This is a genomic window from Nonomuraea glycinis (genome assembly GCF_014646515.1).
GTDB classification, from domain to species: Bacteria; Actinomycetota; Actinomycetes; order Streptosporangiales; family Streptosporangiaceae; genus Nonomuraea; species Nonomuraea glycinis.
On the sequence record NZ_BMNK01000009.1, the window covers coordinates 271,114 to 287,640 of the forward strand.

The 16,527-nt window shown below is 71.6% G+C and carries 16 protein-coding genes; 4 read left to right on the top strand and 12 right to left on the bottom strand.

Annotated features, from left to right (window positions below; all coding sequences use genetic code 11):
- Positions 1-17 precede the first annotated feature (17 nt).
- The 4 genes from ygfZ to IEY87_RS25880 all read right to left on the bottom strand — a co-directional run bounded on the left by ygfZ (position 18) and on the right by IEY87_RS25880 (position 2,468).
- Positions 18-956 (bottom strand): CAF17-like 4Fe-4S cluster assembly/insertion protein YgfZ, encoded by a 939-nt coding sequence (gene ygfZ, locus IEY87_RS25865; protein ID WP_189141355.1) that lies wholly within the window; start codon positions 954-956, stop codon positions 18-20.
- Positions 957-965: 9 nt separating this feature from the next.
- Positions 966-1,379, bottom strand: coding sequence for a Fur family transcriptional regulator (locus IEY87_RS25870; protein WP_189141356.1), 414 nt, complete (start codon positions 1,377-1,379; stop codon positions 966-968).
- Positions 1,380-1,663: 284 nt separating this feature from the next.
- A complete protein-coding gene (locus IEY87_RS25875; RefSeq protein ID WP_189141357.1) occupies positions 1,664-1,960 on the bottom strand; it encodes a DUF2470 domain-containing protein in 297 nt (98 codons plus the stop codon).
- 4 nt (positions 1,961-1,964) lie between these two features.
- Positions 1,965-2,468 (bottom strand): heme-binding beta-barrel domain-containing protein, encoded by a 504-nt coding sequence (locus IEY87_RS25880; RefSeq protein ID WP_189141358.1) that lies wholly within the window; start codon positions 2,466-2,468, stop codon positions 1,965-1,967.
- Between the two features lie 44 nt (positions 2,469-2,512).
- Here IEY87_RS25880 and IEY87_RS25885 point away from each other — a divergent pair, with 44 nt between their 5' ends.
- Entirely contained in the window at positions 2,513-2,875 is a 363-nt protein-coding gene (locus IEY87_RS25885) for a DsrE family protein (RefSeq protein ID WP_189141359.1), read from the top strand.
- Positions 2,876-2,992: 117 nt separating this feature from the next.
- On the opposite strand, the gene IEY87_RS25890 is transcribed toward IEY87_RS25885, so the two are convergent.
- The 4 genes from IEY87_RS25890 to IEY87_RS25905 all read right to left on the bottom strand — a co-directional run bounded on the left by IEY87_RS25890 (position 2,993) and on the right by IEY87_RS25905 (position 10,081).
- On the bottom strand, positions 2,993-3,706 hold the full coding sequence (locus IEY87_RS25890) for a type 1 glutamine amidotransferase (RefSeq protein ID WP_189141360.1): 714 nt from the start codon (positions 3,704-3,706) through the stop codon (positions 2,993-2,995).
- Positions 3,696-4,925, bottom strand: a complete 1,230-nt coding sequence (locus IEY87_RS25895) for a MurT ligase domain-containing protein (RefSeq protein ID WP_189141361.1) — start codon at positions 4,923-4,925, stop codon at positions 3,696-3,698. The genes IEY87_RS25890 and IEY87_RS25895 overlap by 11 nt, the downstream gene beginning before the upstream one ends.
- 83 nt (positions 4,926-5,008) lie before the next feature.
- Positions 5,009-8,035 (bottom strand): ATP-binding protein, encoded by a 3,027-nt coding sequence (locus tag IEY87_RS25900; protein ID WP_189141362.1) that lies wholly within the window; start codon positions 8,033-8,035, stop codon positions 5,009-5,011.
- Between the two features lie 81 nt (positions 8,036-8,116).
- Positions 8,117-10,081 (bottom strand): hypothetical protein, encoded by a 1,965-nt coding sequence (locus IEY87_RS25905; protein ID WP_189141363.1) that lies wholly within the window; start codon positions 10,079-10,081, stop codon positions 8,117-8,119.
- Positions 10,082-10,248: 167 nt separating this feature from the next.
- Between IEY87_RS25905 and IEY87_RS25910 the strand changes: the two genes are divergently transcribed.
- From IEY87_RS25910 to IEY87_RS25920, 3 genes are read left to right on the top strand one after another with little or no spacing between them, the layout of a single operon-like run.
- Positions 10,249-10,908, top strand: coding sequence for a hypothetical protein (locus tag IEY87_RS25910; RefSeq protein ID WP_189141364.1), 660 nt, complete (start codon positions 10,249-10,251; stop codon positions 10,906-10,908).
- Positions 10,905-11,552 carry a hypothetical protein gene (locus IEY87_RS25915; protein ID WP_189141365.1) on the top strand — a complete coding sequence of 216 codons (648 nt, stop codon included), beginning with the start codon at positions 10,905-10,907 and terminating at the stop codon, positions 11,550-11,552. Before IEY87_RS25910 ends, IEY87_RS25915 begins: the two co-directional genes overlap by 4 nt.
- Before the next feature lie 3 nt (positions 11,553-11,555).
- Complete coding sequence (locus IEY87_RS25920) at positions 11,556-12,542, top strand: hypothetical protein (RefSeq protein WP_189141366.1); 987 nt, start codon at positions 11,556-11,558, stop codon at positions 12,540-12,542.
- Positions 12,543-12,563: 21 nt separating this feature from the next.
- Here the strand turns inward: IEY87_RS25920 and IEY87_RS25925 are convergent, their stop codons facing one another.
- From IEY87_RS25925 to IEY87_RS25940, 4 genes are all read right to left on the bottom strand, one after another.
- On the bottom strand, positions 12,564-13,823 hold the full coding sequence (locus IEY87_RS25925) for a hypothetical protein (RefSeq protein ID WP_189141367.1): 1,260 nt from the start codon (positions 13,821-13,823) through the stop codon (positions 12,564-12,566).
- A gap of 149 nt (positions 13,824-13,972) precedes the next feature.
- The gene (locus tag IEY87_RS25930; protein WP_189141368.1) at positions 13,973-14,911 is read right to left on the bottom strand and encodes an ADP-ribosylglycohydrolase family protein; all 939 of its coding nucleotides are present in this window, start codon (positions 14,909-14,911) and stop codon (positions 13,973-13,975) included.
- A gap of 42 nt (positions 14,912-14,953) precedes the next feature.
- Positions 14,954-15,877: a methylated-DNA--[protein]-cysteine S-methyltransferase gene (locus IEY87_RS25935; RefSeq protein WP_189141369.1), complete on the bottom strand. Its 924-nt coding sequence runs from the start codon at positions 15,875-15,877 to the stop codon at positions 14,954-14,956.
- A 44-nt stretch (positions 15,878-15,921) separates the two neighbouring features.
- Positions 15,922-16,473: an RNA polymerase sigma factor gene (locus IEY87_RS25940; protein ID WP_189141370.1), complete on the bottom strand. Its 552-nt coding sequence runs from the start codon at positions 16,471-16,473 to the stop codon at positions 15,922-15,924.
- Positions 16,474-16,527: the final 54 nt, after the last annotated feature.

Consider the following 16,527-nt stretch of genomic DNA (forward strand, 5'->3'; position numbering starts at 1 on the left):
CCCGTCACGTCTGAGCGTCAGCGGATGCGGCGGCGGAGGGCTGGGTCGATGGTGACGTTGCGGCCCGCGTCCGGCGGGACGATGACCTCCTGGGCGGCGGCGACGCCTCCCGCCAGGAGGGTGGCGTCCACCGGAACGGTCCGCTTGACCAGGGCCAGGGCGATGGGCCCCAGCTCGTAGTGGCGGGCGGCGGAGCCGACGGTGCCGACCTCCTGGCTTTCGAAGATCACCGGTGCGCCGTGCGGCGGCAGCGTGTCGACGCTGCCGTCCAGGTGCAGGAAGACCAGGCGGCGCGGCGGGTGACCCACGTTGTGCACCCGGGCGACGGTCTCCTGGCCGCGGTAGCAGCCCTTGTTGAGATGCACGGCCGGGCCGATCCAGCCCACCTCGTGCGGAATCGTCTTGTGGTCGGTGTCGAAGCCCGCCCGCGGCCGGTGCTCCTCGATCCGCAGCGCCTCGTAGGCCCACAGCCCCGCCAGCGGCCTGCCCAGATGGTCGGGGAGCTCGGCCCGCGGCACCAGGTAGTCCTCGGTCGCCGACGACAGCACCGCCAGATCCTCGACCAGGGACACCTCCACCCGCAGCATGAACCGCATCCGGTCGAGATAGTCGATCAGCGTCGCCGAGGCGCCCGGCTCGACGTGGGCCAGCACGGCCGCGCCGTCGTCCACCAGCGTCAGGTGGTGCTCCAACCGGCCCTGCGCGTCGAGTAGGAGGGTCTGCGTCCACTCACCGGGGGCCAGCGCGTCGAGCTTCTGGGAGGTCAGGTCGTTGAGCCATTTCAGCCGGTCGGCCCCCGCGATGCGGATCACCTCACGGTTGCTGCGGTCCACGACCGCCTCACCCTTGACCAGGACACGCTGCTCGGCGAACAGGTCGCCGTAGTGCGCCGCGACGTCGGCGTCAGGACCGTCGGCGGGGACAGCGCCGGGCAGATCGAGCAGAGGGCTACGCATGCCTCCAGGTTAACGGCACTTGCGACAGCGTCCGAAGACGGTCAGGTGCCGCACATCGGCCTCGAAACCCAGCTCGTCGTCCAGCCCTTTGACCAGGCCCTCCGCCAGCTGCGGACGCACCTCGCTCACTTCGCCGCAGCCCCGGCACACCAGGTGCACGTGATCGGCCTCGGCCGCCAGGTGGTAGGTGGGAGCGCCGTGGCCGAGATGGGTGTGCGTCACCATGCCGAGCTCTTCGAGCAGTTCCAACGTGCGGTAGACGGTCGAGATGTTGACCCCGCGGGCGGTCTGACGGACCTTGACGCAGATCTCCTCGGGAGTCCCGTGCTCCAGCTTCTTGACCGCCTCCAGCACGAGCTGCCGCTGTGGAGTGACCCGATAGCCCTTGGCGCGAAGCTCCTCATGCCACTGCGTCTCCGTCATGTCCCGAGTGTACGGCTGATGGATATTCGCTTGCCTCGTCCGCGCACGACCGCATAGCTTCGGCAGTACGCGGAAAGGAGGTGGTCCAAACAATGGTGAATCATTATTGGACTAGCGAGGTGGTTGTCCGCTAACGACGCGGACTTGTTGCTTCGGGTCGTTCGCGAGTACGAGGCAACCACCGGGGCCCCTGGCAGCCGGAGGACGGGATCCCATCCCGGCCTTAGTCCATCCGGCCCACCTGCTCGGCAGGTGGAACGTCGCCTGGGGCCCTTCTTCAGCTCTCAGTGCTCTCCCCTGGCGGGGATGCCCAGCTCATGGCAGGCGTCGCGATAGAGGCGGACCACCGCCATCCGCACCTGGGCGCGCTCGGTCAGGCTCTCGCCCCACGCCACCCTGACCTGCTCGCCGCCGTCGACGGTGAACTCGATGGCCTCCCCGTCGACCCCGCTCGTCACCGCCGTGGTCGCCTCCGGCCGACCGCCGAGACCCCGCACGATGATCAGGGCGTCGTCCGCGTGATCGTCGTTCATGTGCCGCTTGATCGCGTCGACCGCGTCCGCGGTGAACGGAGAGCTCATCTGCTCAACCCACCTTCTTCAGCTCCGCCGACATGTGCGACGTCAGCGGCCGCCCCATGGCGGCCATGTCGTACGCCCACATCAGATTTCCCTTGACGAGGCCGTACAGGCGGCGGCCCGCGGTGTATTCCTTGGCCGTCGTCGTGCGCGCCACCACGTCCGTCTGCAGGTCGATCTTGTGGAAGACGACCTCGCCGACGTAGATCTCGACGACGCCGGTCGGGTGCGCCAGCAGCACCTCCAGCTGCCGGTCGGGCTGTGCCCGCCAGTAGCCCGACTCCGTGGCCAGCGGCTTGACCCGGTTGCCGTCCTGGTCCAGGAGCCAAGTGCGGCTCACGTACGTGAGAAAGGGCTTGCCGTTGTGCCCGAACTCGATCTCCTGGCCGAAGTTGAAGCTCTCGATCGTCGGATAGCCTCCGACGCCCGCGCCCTCCCACCGGCCCAGCAGAAAGGCGATCGGCTCCAGGTCGGGGTGCACCGGCACCGGCTCCTCGTGTTCTACTCCCATGGCCCCCAACCCTATTGACTCCGCCGGGGACTAGGGTGACGGGCATGGCACGATCACTGGTGATCAAAGTGACAGCAGGCGCCGACGAACCCGAGCGCTGCAACCAGGCGTTCACGGTCGCGGCCGCCGCCCTCGCGAGCGGCGTCCCGGTGTCGCTCTGGCTGACCGGCGAGGCCGCCTGGTTCGCCGTGCCGGGCAAGGCCAAGGAGCTGACCCTGGAGCACGCCGTCCCTCTGCCGGACCTCCTGGACGCCGTTCTCGCGGGCGGCCGGGTGACCCTGTGCACGCAGTGCGCGGCCCGCCGCGACATCACCGTCGACGACGTGATCGACGGCGTACGCATCGCCGGCGCTCCGACGTTCGTCGAGGAGGCCGTCGCAGAGGGCGCGCAAGCGCTGGTCTACTGACCGAGGCGGTCACTGGGCGAGGACGGTGCCGAGACCGACCGACGGTCAGCGGGCGAGCACAGTGCCGCAACCGACCTGCGGTCAGCGGGCGAGCACGGTGTCGAGACTAATCGGCGGTCACTGGGCGAGGACGGTGTCGAGGCGTTCCTGGCGGAGTTGCTCGTAGCGGGTGTCGTCCAGCGGGGCGAGCTCGCCGGCCCGCCAGGTGAGCAGCAGGTCCGCCAGGGCCGGGTTGCGGGCCAGGGCGGGGCCGTGCAGGTAGGTGCCGACCACGTGGCCGGCGTAACAGCCTTCGAAGCCGTCGCCGTTGCCGACGCCCTTGATCGTCTGGGACAGGGGCTTGACGCCGGGACCGAGGCTGGTGACGCCCATGTGGTTCTCGAAGCCGGTCAGGGTGGGCAGGCCGAGGTTGGCGTCCACCTCCGCGACCAGTTCGCCGACGGCGCGGGCGGGGCCGCGGGTGCTGGCGATGTCGAGCAGGCCGATGCCGTCGACCGGCTGGCCTTCCTCGCCGCCGAACGTGCTGCCCATGATCTGGTAGCCGGCGCAGACGGCGAGCATCGCGGCGCCGTGCGCGATGGCGCGGTGCAGGCCGCCGTCACGGCGCAGGCGCTCGGCCGCGAGGATCTGGGGACGGTCCTCGCCGCCGCCGATGAGGTAGATGTCACCCGATTCCGGCACCGGGTCGGCGGAGCGGACGTGGATGGTCTCGGTCTCGATGCCCCTGCGCTGTGCCCGGTGCTCCAGGACGAGCACGTTGCCCTGGTCGCCGTAGGTGCTCAGCAGGTCAGGGTAGATCCAGACGATGCGCAGGGCGCTGTCAGACGGCACGACCGAACTCCGATCGGATCTGCTGGAAGGCGGTGTAGTTGGCGATCACGTCGACGCGGCCGGGCGGCTGCATGGCCAGCGCCTCTGTGAAGGAGGTGCAGGTGGCGAAGGGCACGTCGGCCACTTCGAGCCGCAGCGCCAGGTCGAGCCGGCGTTCGCCGGTGATGAACACGGGACGGCCGCGCAGGATGCGGTAGTCGACGTCCCACAGCCAGGAGGTGTCGCGCCCGTCGGGGCCCTTGGCGTTGACCGACAGGATGATCGGCAGGTCGGGGTCGCTGACGTCGAACGCCTCCAGCCAGCCGGCCGGGTTCTTGGCCAGCAGCAGCCGCGCCTGGCGGCCGTCCCGCTCGACCGTGGTGTAGCGGCCGGCGACCGAGGTGACCTCGCGCAGGCTGGGCAGCGCCTGATCCACCGGCAGGCCGAACGCCTCGGCCACGGCCAGCGCCATCGCGGCGTTGGAGCGGTTGGCCAGGCCGGGGAGCTGGATGTCGAGCAGCCACCGCTCGCCGCGCGGGTCGATGACCGCGTCGTCGTCGAGGATCCACTCCGGCTCGGGCCGGTGGAAGGTGCACTCGCGGCAGGCCCAGTCGACGCCCTTGCGCTCCAGCGGCCCGCCGCACTCCGGGCAGCTCCAGGAGTCTTCCTTCCAGCGCTGGCCGCCGGCGACCCAGGTGACCTTGGCCGCGGTGGAGGCGCCCCAGGTGACGAGCGGGTCGTCGCAGTTGGCGATGACGTGGGTGGGCTTGCCCGACAGGGCCTTGCGCCACTTCTGCGCCAGCAGCCAGATCTCGGCGGCGCGGTCCATCTGGTCGCGGCTGAGGTTCATCAGGCAGACGACGCTCGCGCCGGTGGTGTCGAGGACCTCCGGGAGGTATTTCTCGTCCACCTCCAGCACGCCGTAGGGGGCGCCCTTCTGCTGCGACAGCGCGGAGACGTGCCCGGCGGGCATGTTGGCGCCGAAGGCGTTGGTGGCCACCTGCCCCAACCGCAGCAGCGCCGAGGTGATCAGCCGGGTCGTGGTGGTTTTGCCGTTGGTCGCGCTGACCAGAGCCAGCTTGCGATCTCGGGCGAGCTGGCGGAGCAGGTCGGGCTCGAGCATCAGGCCGACCCGCCCGCCGATCACCGAGCCGTCACCGCGCCCGGTCATCCTGGACAGCGTCGCGGCACTGCGGCCCAGGGCGCTCGCGAGCTGAGCCCGCAGTGGAAGCTGGGTCATGTACAGGGATCCTAGTCGGCATTGGGGACCTGACACCGCCTTCTGAGGGTCGGCGACACGTCCGATTCGGGTGATTCGCCAAGTCAGCCGGATTCGGCGAAGGTGATCTCCGGAGTGCCGCCCTGCTCGAACGGGAGCACGAACCTGCGCGGCCACGACAGGACCCCTTCCAGCCACCCCGCTCCCATCGTCTGGCCGACGTGGCGCAGCCGGGCCTGGGCCTCGATCCCGACGGCGACCGTGGTGATGTCCCGCTGGACGCTCTCGCTCTCGTCGTCGCCCAGGATGACCCGCCACGCCAGGGCCCTGTTGTGGTCCACCTCCATCGACAGCGGGTGGTGTCGCAGGGCCTTGGCGCGGTGGCCGAGCAGCTCGGTGCGCGCGAGGTCGGCCGAGCCGCCGCCGTTGCCGCCGACCGCGCCGTTGCCGCCGCCGTTGCCGCCGACCGCGCCGTTGCCGTTGCCGTTGGGCTGCTGGCGGAAGAGCGCGTACTCCATCGGCGGCGCGGGGCTGCGCAGGTCAGGGGCCGGCCTGCCGTACGGGAAGAGTCTGTCGACCTCGTGCAGCCAGCGCACCTGCGGGATGACCCACGAGGCGCCGGGGCGCTCGCCGCCGGTGTCCAGGGTGGCGAGCAGGCGGGTGGCCGTCTCCGCGGCCTTCTCGGTGAGCAGCGCCGGGTCGAACCAGCTCCGCAGCGACCAGGCGCGCCGCTGCACCGCGCGTTCGACCAGGGTGGCCAGCAGGCACTCCCGGCGCCGGGCCGGCAGCTCGGCCCAGGCCGCCGCCAGCGAGCGCGGCACGCCGGGCAGCGGCCGGTTGCTGACGAAGGCGAGCACGACCGTGTCGCACCAGATGCGCAGCCAGGCCCACTCGGGCGCGTCGGCCAAAACGTCGGCCTCGCGCAGCTCGACCAGCGTGCACGCCTGCCCGGTGCGGCACTGGCCGCCGCAGGCCGCCGACCTGCGGCCCCGGATCGGCGGGGGCGGGCTGGTCAGCAGCTTCTCGCGGCTCTCGCCGAGCGGCACGCGCACGCGCAGCGGCCGGTCCATGCCGTCGGCGAACACGGCCGCGTCGCCCGGCGGCAGCGACACGACCTGGCGGGACTGCTCCTCGCTGAGGTTCATCGCCGCGCCGACGAGCTGCCTGTCGTCCTCGGCGGGCAGCCGGTGTACGACCTTCAGCGCGGTGTTCTTGACCACGTCGGAGACGAGCTTGGTGGGGATCTGCTCGGCCACCACGATGCCCTCGCCGTACGCCCTGATCTCGGCGAGCATGCCGGCGAGCAGTTCGACGGCGTGGGTGGCGGCCCGTCCGGCGCCGCGGTCGCGCAGCAGCCGGTGCGCTTCCTCGATGACGATGACGTGCCGCAGGTCGGTGGACTTCTCCTGCCTGGCGCGCATCCGGAGGTGCTCCACGATCCTGATGATCAGCGTGCCCATGAGGAACGCCTTGTCCTCGTCGTTGGCCACGTCCTCGATCGCCAGCACCACGTTGCGCCGCAGCAGCCCGCCGATGTCGGCCGGGTGGCCGCCTTCGAAGAAGCGCCCGGCCGAGCCGACCCGCAGCGAGCGCAGCCGGAGCGAGATGAAGCCCTCGACGTCGGCCTGCACCTCGCGGCCGTAGCCGATCTCCTTGATCACGTCCATGGCGTGCTGCTGGAGCTGCTCCAGGGTGGGCACGCTGGGCGGCACCTTGGAGCCGGGCACCGCGCCGCCGGTGACCACGTCCCAGCCGGTGGCCTCGTAGACCCGCTGCAGCGCCAGCGACATGATCTGCGGGAACGGCTCCTCGGCGTCGAAGGCGGCCATGAACAGCGCCCGCACCATGTCGATGTGCGCCTGGACCGGGTAGCCAGGCTCCGGCTCCAGCGGGTTGATGCTGAACGGCACGCCGGAGGGCGCGGACGGGTTGATCACGGTGACCGTGCCGAGCGACTCGACGCGCCCGGCCATGGCGGCGTACTCGGACTTGGCGGCCTCGATGGCCAGCCACGGGATGTTCGCCTGGCTGAGCTGCTCCAGCAGGTGCCTGACGGTCTGCGACTTGCCGGAGCCGGTGGCGCCGGTGACGAAGGCGTGCCGGTTGAGCGTCGCCAGCGGCACCCGGAACGAGCCGACGGCGCGGTCCTGGCCGTCGAGGATCTCGCCGAGCTCCAGCTCGCCGCCCTCGGCCTCCGAGGTCACGTCGAAGAACCCGGAGTCGAGCACCCGTACGCCCGGCACCTCGCGGCGGGGCAGGCCGGCCAGCGCGGCAAGGGCCCCGGCCGTCGCGGCGAACGGGGCGGCGGCGCCGTCGGCCGGGTCCTGCATGGTGATCGCCAGCGCGTCCGCCAGGGTGTAGACGGATCCCTGGGCGCTGCGCAGCCGGTAGGGGTGGTGGCTCATCTCGACCGACCCGACCAGCACGGGGGCGATCTGGCGCAGCTCCTCGGCGGTGGCGCCGCCGGCCAGCACCCGCGTGTTCCACAGGCCCGCCTCACGGAAGGCGTCGAGCTCCTGCATCCGCCGTTCGGCCCGCTCGGCGTCGAACCTGGACCGCTCGGAGGCGTCGCCGTACTGCCTGAGCACGTTGAGCTGGGTGCGCAGGTGGGCCACCTCGGCGTCCAGCAGGTCGGTCGGCTCGGCCACGACCAGCCAGGCGAACGGCCGGGACATCAGCGTGACCAGCGTCGACTCGAACAGCGTGGGCCGTTTCAGCTCGTCGGGGTCGCCGCCGTACTCGCGCCGGCCGCCGAGCGGCGGCGCCTGGCGGCCCGGGCACGGCGTCCACACCAGGTCGGCCAGGTCGGCGAGGTACTCGTCGTCGAGCTCGACGCCGCGCGCGCCGCCCGGGAAGAGCAGCGGCTGCGGGCCGCCCGGCCGGCTGGGCGCGTCGTGCGCCCGGCGTGGCTGGCGCGGCGGTGACAGCGGCCCCGCGTTGGTGATCAGTTCGAGCGGCGCGCCGGAGCCCCGGGAGAGCCAGCCGATGACGAACGGCCGGTCGCGCTGCGCCGCCGAGAGCACGGCGGGCAGCACGGTGACGAAGTCCCACTCTGCCGACGAGCTACGCGAGGGTGCGGCGATCGACTGGATTCGGTACCAGGGACCGCTCAGCGACACACTCGACTGCATTTCATCCCCCCACAGACGGTTGTTAGTAAAACTCCGCCGCCCGTCAGCGCATCACCTCGACATTGACCATTTCATTGACCGTCATTGCCTGTCCTTGCGCCAGTCCAGGCGTGGCGGTGGTGGCCCGAGGTTGGGCGGGGGCTCCGCGTCGCCGCCACCGTCGCCGTTGCCGCCGGCGCGTTCGACGGCGAGGCCGGATGCGCGGACGTCGTCCAGCTCGCCGAGCGTGGTCTTGGGGAAGGTCAGTATGGCCGGGTTCGCGTCTGCCAGGCGGACCCGTCTGCCGTCCGCGGTGGCATCGGTGACGATCACGGACGTGGTGGGCAGCTGCTGGAGCTGGTGCGGCTCGACGAGGAACTCCCGCGAGCGCTGCAGCACCCGCTCCTTCTCGGACATCTTGTCGGCGGTCCTGCCCCACTCGGTCGACTCGGTGATGTCCTCGGCCAGGTCGGCGTGGCTCTCGGCACGCTCCTCGGCGGAGTCCTCGAGCTGGTCGATGGTCGAGGTGTAGCCGCCGTCGAGGCCGGGCAGCGACTCGCTGATCGTCTCGGTGAGCTGGGCCAGCTCCAGCCGGTGCTCGGTGCCGACGTGCTCGCTGGCGACCCTGGCGTCCTCGGCGTTGCCCAGGCGCATGAAGGCGACCGCCGCGTGGCCCCTGCCGAGCCGCTCGCGGACGGTCGGGGTGAGCGACCGGTAGGTCAGCACGAGCCCGGTCTTGGAGGTCTCACAGGCGTCCATCAGCCGGTCGAGCACGTCCCCGCGGAGCTTGTCCGCGCCCGCCACGATGATCGTGTGGTACCAGGGCCGGTCGGAGGCGGGCGACTGGCGCAGGATGTGCGTCAGGGCGGTCGCGACGTACGTGCCGAGCACCCGGTTGCCGAACACGCCGGCCTGCCGGTCCATGCTGACGACCCGGAGCCTGGCGGGCGGCAGGCGCACGGCCTGCGTGCCGAGGGTCTCCAGCTTGCGCAGCTGCGACTCCAGCGCCCAGGCCCGCTCGATCACCACGCGGTCGCTCACCCCGCGCCCGAACAGGGTGCCGATCCGCTCCAACTGGGTGGCGGTGATCAGGCCGAACCGCAGGTCCTCACGCGGGTCGCCGACCTGGGCCAGCGCCCGGAGCGCGGCGGTGACCTGACTGATCGTGGCGTTCTCGCCGAGCACCTCCAGCACCCGCTCCAGGATGGCGTTGTCGAAGCTGAGGTCGCGGGTGCTGCGGTGCTCCTCGCTGACGCTGACCACGTGCGCGAGCACGTCGGCGAACGCCTCGGGCTTGAGCGTGGCGCCTAAGTCGAGCCTGGGCAGGTCGACCGGCAGCACCCAGACCAGCGGATCGTCACCGCCCTTACGGGCCAGCTCGATCAGGTCCTTGGCGATCGCGCCCTCCGACAGGTCGAGCACCGTCAGGTGGCCGCCGCTGTAGAGGCGGGTGGCGCCGAGCAGGGTGATCAGCGCCGACCAGCCGGGCAGCGTGCCGCCGGCCACGTCGATGCGGTCGATGTCGTCGGGCACCGCGACGGCGTACCAGCTGAGCTGGCGGTCGTGGCGCTCCTTGACCTCCTGCCATTCGCGGTAGCGCTGCGCGTGCTCCTCCTGCGCGCGGAACAGCTCCTTGTCACGTTCCTGGCGCTGGCGGTCATCCCTCGCCTGCTGCTCGTGGACCCGGTGCTTCACCGCCCGGTCGCCCTGCAGCAGGGCGTAACTGCAGATGATCGCCACGCCGCCGGTGGCCAGCACGCCGATGAGCGCGAAGGACCAGCCGAGATAGCCGGTGAAGGCCAGCGTGAGCAGCAGCGTGGTGAGCATGATCATGAACAGCCGGACCAGTCGTACCGGCCGGTTGAGCATGTCCTCCTGCAGGCGCTCGCGGCGCAGCAGCTCGCTCTGTTTCTCCGCGTCCGTGCCTCCCTTGCCGGGTTCGTTCTCCTCGGCAGGCGACGGCCGCTTCGGGGGAGGCCCCGGGTCGGGGTGCAGCAGGAGGTACTGCCAGCCCAGGTAGATGCGGTCCGCCTGCAGCTGTGCGTGGTCGGGATGCACGTCCGCCACGTGACCCCCTCCGGCTGCGCTGTGTCGTCAGTAGGGTCGGTGTCCCTCCGCTCCGTGACAGCGTATGAGTTACAACCCCTGCTGCGGCAGGGTTCTCGGCAATTCGACCAGCACAATGGGTGCATTGGGGTGAGTGGGACAAGCGTGACCTATTACCATCGATACCCATGACGGAACCCTCCGGTGACAGCGGCAAGCGAAGTCGCCCCGTAGCGGTACCCGTACTCGCCTTGGTGACCCTCACCGCCGTCGGCATCGCCGCTCTGCTGGGCGGCTTCGACGAGCGGCCCGCAACCCCGCCGCCACGGCTCAAGGCCGGTCAGAGCCTGGACATGGGCAAGTTCGAGGCCCGGTTCATCGAGTCCAAGGTGACGACCGAGCCGGCCACGAGCCAGTTCACCGAGGACAAGCGCTTCCTCGACGTGGTGTTCAAGGTGACGAACAAGACCGACGAGACCCTTGTCGTGGGCAGCCCGCCGAACGACAAGAGCCCCGGCTACAGTTTCGGCGGGGCGCTGCTGAAGATGACCCCGCAGCTCAAGAGCGAGTTCGGCGGCCAGCTGTTCGTGTTGTCCAAGGACGTGAAGTCCAGCCAGTTGCATCCTGACGTCCCCGCCACCGTGATCGCCCGCTACGAGCTGGAGGGTACGGCCACGCCGCCCGAGCAGGTGACGTACGACGTGGGCGCGTACGAGGAGATGGAGAACCCGCTGACCGGCGTCGTGACCTGGCTGCTGCCGTCCGAGGGGGGCTTCGTCGGCAAGGCGGAGGTGAAGAAGGTGGCCGCGACCGTCACCCTGCCGGTGAAGCAGGAAGGGACGTCATGACGGCCACCGACGAGGAGCGTCCCGCGCCCCCGCGCCGCGCCCGCCGGGAGCCGCCCCGCCGCCGGGCGGCCGTCACGGTGCTCAACACCCTGGTCGGCCTGCTCCTGGTCGCCGGGGCCGTGGCCGTACAGTCGCTGGAGCTGTCCCAGGCGGAGATGGACGCGCCGATCACCTATGTGGGCGCGAAGGACGCGGCGGTGGACGCCGGCCGGTTCTCGGTACGGGTCAAGAAGGTGTCCACGGCCAGGGCGGTCAAGTCCGGGGGCGAGGTCGTGCCGACCGAGCAGGTGTTCCTGGTGATCGAGGCGGAGGCCACCGTGCCGCAGAAGCCGGTGCACCTGGCGCCGCCCACCCTGCTCGCCGCCGACGGCAAGAAGTTCGTCGCGACCGACAAGGTGGACAAGACCCTGACGCTGGCCAACCCGTGGATCCAGCCGGGGTGGTGGGCGTCGGGCAGGTTCGTCTTCGAGGTGCCGCCCGGCGCGCTGCTCGGCGCGCGGGCCGTGTTCCATCTGCCCATCGGCGGCCTCTACGCCGAGCCGCTGCCGCCGGAGGCACAGGTCGACCTCGGTATCGACACGGCCATCGCCAAGCAGCTCAGCTCCGCGCCCGCGGACGTCGTCGACCTGGACGAGAAGAAGTAGGCCATGAGCACGAACGACCCGGACCGCGACTGGTTCGCCCCGCCGCCGAGCCAGCCCACCCAGCCGCCGCAACCCACGCCGCCACCCCAGGGTGCGCCTTCAGGGCAGGGCACGCCGTCTCAGGGGCCACAGCGGCCTCAGCCGCCTCTGGCTCCGGCTCGGCCGCGCCGGGGGCAGCGGCAGCCCTTCTCGCCCGGTGCGCCGCCGCCTCGGCCGCGCCGGGGCACGGCGCCGTTCCCGGACCAGCAGGTGTGGCCGCCGCCGCAGAGCCGGTCGGTCAGCACCGCGACGCAGCCGATCCCGGCCATCCCGAGCGCCGGGCCGCTGCCTCCCTCGACGCCACCGCCCCCTCCCGCCGAAGACGTACCCTCGGCCGTACCGACGCCTCCACCCGCGCCCGCCGCCGCGGCTGTGCGGCCGCGGCGCCGGCGTGGGCGGACGCTGCTGCTGGGCGTCGGCGCGGTGGTCGTGTTCACCCTGGGCATGGGCCTGCCGACGGCCGACCGCTACCTGTTCTACAAGAGCGGGCAGCCGAGCGAGACCGTCCACGTGGTGCCGGTCGGGCAGCAGGTGACGTACGAGCACGTGACCTGGCTGGCGGTGATCAAGCCGACGCCGCCGCCGGCGGGCACCACGCACACCACCCCCGACAAGCAGTGGCTCCAGATCACTGTGACCCGCAAGGCCGCCGACGAGACCGGCACCCTGCTCACCGGCAGGCCCGAGCTGACCGTACGGGACAAGTCCCAGCGCACCTGGCAGGTGGAGATCGTCGAGGACAACCTGCCCACCGACAAGCACGAGGTGCACCGGGCCTACGACTACTCCGCGCTGGCCGTGGTGCCCAAGGCGGTGGCCGGCGAGGTGGAGCTGCACCTGGAGCCGAACATCACCTACCGCTCGGACACGCCCACCGAGAAGCTCCTGCAAGTCACCCCGGAGGACGAGGAGAAGGCCGCCAGGAACGACGTCCTGATCTTCAGGCGCTGACGCCCCGAGGCGGCGCTGTCCTCAGGCGGTGATGTCCTCGCCTCGCAGGCGTGCCCTGGTGGCGGCGATGTCGAACGCGGCGGCCAGCACGCTGAAGGACAGGGCGGTCACCAGGAGGTCCAGGACGAACGCCACGGGATGGCTGACGAACAGCCACATGAACGGCACGTCCGAGCCGATCAGGGTGTAGATGGCCCGGCTCGCGTAGTCGGCGCCCACGTGGAGGCCGGTGTACAGCAGGCACACGAGGCCGAACAGCGTCGCACCGCCCTTCACCGTGATCCTGAAGGCGTTGACCACGGGCACCCACCGCTCCATGAAACCGCCCACGACCCGGTCCACGGCCCGCTGGGTGATCGAGTGGCTGCCCTCCAGCTTGTCGACGCCCTTCTCCAGCCCGGTGCCGCGCACGGCCCTGCGCACGTCGTCCACGGAGGCGCCGAAGACCAGCACGGCGACCGCCAGCCAGGTGAGCGGCACGGCGAGCGCGTCCACCGCGTACGGCCACACCTCGGCCACCCAGGCCCAGAACGCCTCCCAGCCGGGGATGCCCGCCTTGGCCTGCTCCCAGGTGCTCTGGACGCCGCCCACGATGGCGCGCTGACCGGTCCAGTCGCCCCGGAGCGCCGAGAGGTTGTAGAGGGCGTTCAGCGCGCAGAACACGAAGGAGAACTCCGCGAAGGCGGCGGCGACGCCGGAGAACCCGCCCTTGCCGTTCTCCACCATGCGCGCGAACAGCACGCGCAACCCGAAGGTGACGGCCATGGCCGCGAGCGAGACCCGCCAGTCCAGACTGACCAGGCCCACGCCGTACGTGACCGCCTCGTCGGTGCCGTTGGCGATGTTGTTCAGGATGGGTGTGTAGAAGTTGTCGTCGAGGTTGTGCAGCAGGTCCATCTGCTGGAAGTCGGCCGCGTCCTCGATGTGCAGCGACCAGGCCATGTAGATGACCGCGAAGGCCGGCGCGATCCGGTTGAGCGAACGCCACAGCCTCTCCGGCGCCTGCCCGTCCGCCTCGCGCGCCCGAGTCTCCCAGAGCACCCGGCGCAGCGACAGGAACATGCCCGTGACCATCGTCATCGAGATCAGGATCACCACGGTCAGCAGCACGTAGGCGGCGACCAGGCGGGCCTGGTAGAAATCGCCGTGCTGGATCTCCGAGGCCAGGTAGAGGGTGGCCCAGCGGGCCAGCTCACCCGCCGAGAACCAGAGGATCAGCGGCAGCGCGCAGCGCCCCGCGAGCCTGAGGGCATGCAGGGGCAACGAGAAGGGGGACGGCATCTGCTGAGCCGGTGCGGGCCCAGGTCGGGGCGGTGCCATCACACCTGACGATCCGGACATCTGCTGAATCGTATCGGTCTGTCCCACCTCGCGCAGCCGCACCACTCGGCTGGACGCGGCTCTCCCGCTCGCGCAGCCACACCTCTCCGCTAAGCGCGACTCTCCAGCCGCCGGGCCAGCTCCACCAGCTCCGGCAGGCGCAGCACCCGACCCCCCGCGCCCGGCAGCGGCACGTGCAGCGGCTCGGTCCAGCGCGCCGGGATCGCCGCGAAACCGTAGAACGCCCCGGCCAGGCCACCGGTCACCGCGCCCACGGTGTCGGTGTCGCCGCCCAGGTCGATCGCGACCCGCAGCGCCTCCGCCGGCCCCGAGGTGGTACGCAGCGCCCACACGGCCGAGCCGAGACAGGGCCAGATCGCGCCGTTGAACTCGGTGGCCTGGTCAGGGTGCCAGCTCGGCGCCAGCACCACGGCATAGCGCTCCCGGTGCTGTGCGGGGATCTCGGCGAGGACGGCGGGCACGGCTTCGACGGGATCGCCGCCGTCGAGCGCCACCCGCAGCAGCTCGTGGTAGACGGCCGTGCCCTCCCAGGCGGCCGGGTCGCCGTGGGTCAGCGCCGCGATGCGCCGGGCGGCGTCCATGGTCGCCGCACGCCCGTCGGCGGCGAAGTAGACGGCCGAGGTGGTGGCCCGCATGAGCGAGCCGTTGCCGGCGGCGCGCCGGGTGCTCTGGAAGTGGAAGCCCGCCGCCAGATCCCACGGCATGCCGTTGGTGAGCACCTCCTCGGTCTGCAGGCCGATGTCCTTGGGCTCGTCGGCGGCCCACCGCTGGAACCGGGCGAAGACGTCGGGCAGGTCCAGCCCGCCCCGCTCCAGCAGCGACTCGGCCAGGTGCACGGCCATCTGGGTGTCGTCGGTGGCCTCTCCGGGGTCCCAGCCGCCGCCACCGCACATCTCCCCGCCACCTCCGGAGGAGACGGGGAACCGGCCGCTGAACGCGCCGGCCGCCCCGAACTCGAACGGGGCTCCCAGCGCATCGCCCACGGCCGACCCCACGACCGCGCCGACGGCACGTTGAGTACGGTCCATCTCTGCAGCGTATCGGCGCCCCATACCGTGATGAACGCCGCGCTATGCCACCTGACCAGGTTCGCAGGTGCGGCAGGGGCGGTAGCCGGCCGTGCGGGCCTGGGCGAGGGTCCGGAAGCCGTGGCGGTGGGCCGGGGTGATGCGGCGGGCGTTTCTGCAGGTCGGGAAGCAGACTACGCCGGTGGTGTCGCTGCCCAGGTAGAAGACCCGCTCGCGGGCCAGGGCGCGGAGGCGGTCGAGGTCCACACCCTCCGCCGCGAGGAGCCGTTCCTTGACGGCCGGGCCGAAGACGTACTCGCCCACGCCTCCGTCGGAGCGGGTCACCCGGTGGCAGGGGATGAGGAGCGGCACCGGGTTGCCGCCCAGGGCCGTCCCCACCGCGCGCACCGCCCTGGGCCGGCCGATCCGCTCGGCGATCCAGGCGTAGGGGCGTACCTCGCCTCTGGGGATGGCGCGGGCGGCGAGGAGCACGTCGCGCTGGAAGTCGCTCAGGCCACGCAGGTCCAGGCGCAACCCCGAGGAGCGGCCGGTGCGCAGGGCCGGCACCAGCCCGGCCGGCGGCTTGGCGGCGGGCAGCAGCGGGCGGCCGAACCGCTTCCTGAACGACTCGGCGAACCCCTCCACGGGCTCGTGCACGTACACGATCCCCTGGTCGGTGAAGGCCACGTCTAGCTCCCCGATCGGCCCCGGCACCCGTACCCAGCGCGCCGCGATCCGGTCGAGCAGGCCGTCGGGCGCATCGGTGACCAACGCCGCCAGCCCGGCGAGCAGCGGGTCCCGCCCCTGACCCACCTCACGCGGGACCGTGGGGCCCTGCCCGGCCACAGGCGGGTTCGTGGGGCCCTGCCCGGTCGCATGCGGGTTCGTGGGGCCCTGCCCGGTCGCACGTGGGTTCGTGGGGCCCTGCCCGGTCGCATGCAGGTTCGTGGGGCCCTGCCCGGTCGCACGTGGGTTCGTGGGGTTCATGCCCGCCGAATGGGAGGTGGGGTCCGGGGTTGCCGGTCGCGGGGTCATTGGGCGCCTCCCAGTGCGCGCAGCCGCTTCAGGCCGCGCGAGATGTGCGACTTCACGGTCCCCTGCGGGATCTTGAGCACCGTGGCGATCTCACTCACCGGCAGGTCGACGACGTGCCGGAGGACGACCGCCGCCCGCTGCTCGGCCGGCAACCGGCCGAGCAGCGCCTGGAGTTCGTCGCCCGTCTCGTGGCGCGCGGCCGTGCCCTCGACGCTCTCGCGGGGGTCGGCCGTCTCGACGGGCACCCCGCGAAGGTCGGGGGGCGGTTTGCGGGATCTGGTCCTGGCGCAGTTGCGCCAGAGGTTCATCAGAATCGTCATGAGCCAGGCCCTCGGCTGCAGCCCGGCGATGCGGTCGCGATCGTATCCGGCCAGCGCCCGGTAGGCCCGCAGGAACGCCTCCGCGGTCAGGTCCTCCGCGTCGGCCCACCGGCCGCTGAGGCGCAGCGCGGTGGTGAACACGAGCCCGCGGTGCGCGGCGAACAGCTCGGCGAACCCCTCGTCGAGGTCGTCCAGCAGCGCCTTGCGCACGGGATCGAGACAGTCCATGTGACTCACACCCGATACAACACCGCGAGCCCCGACCTCGTTGCACGCGAAAGG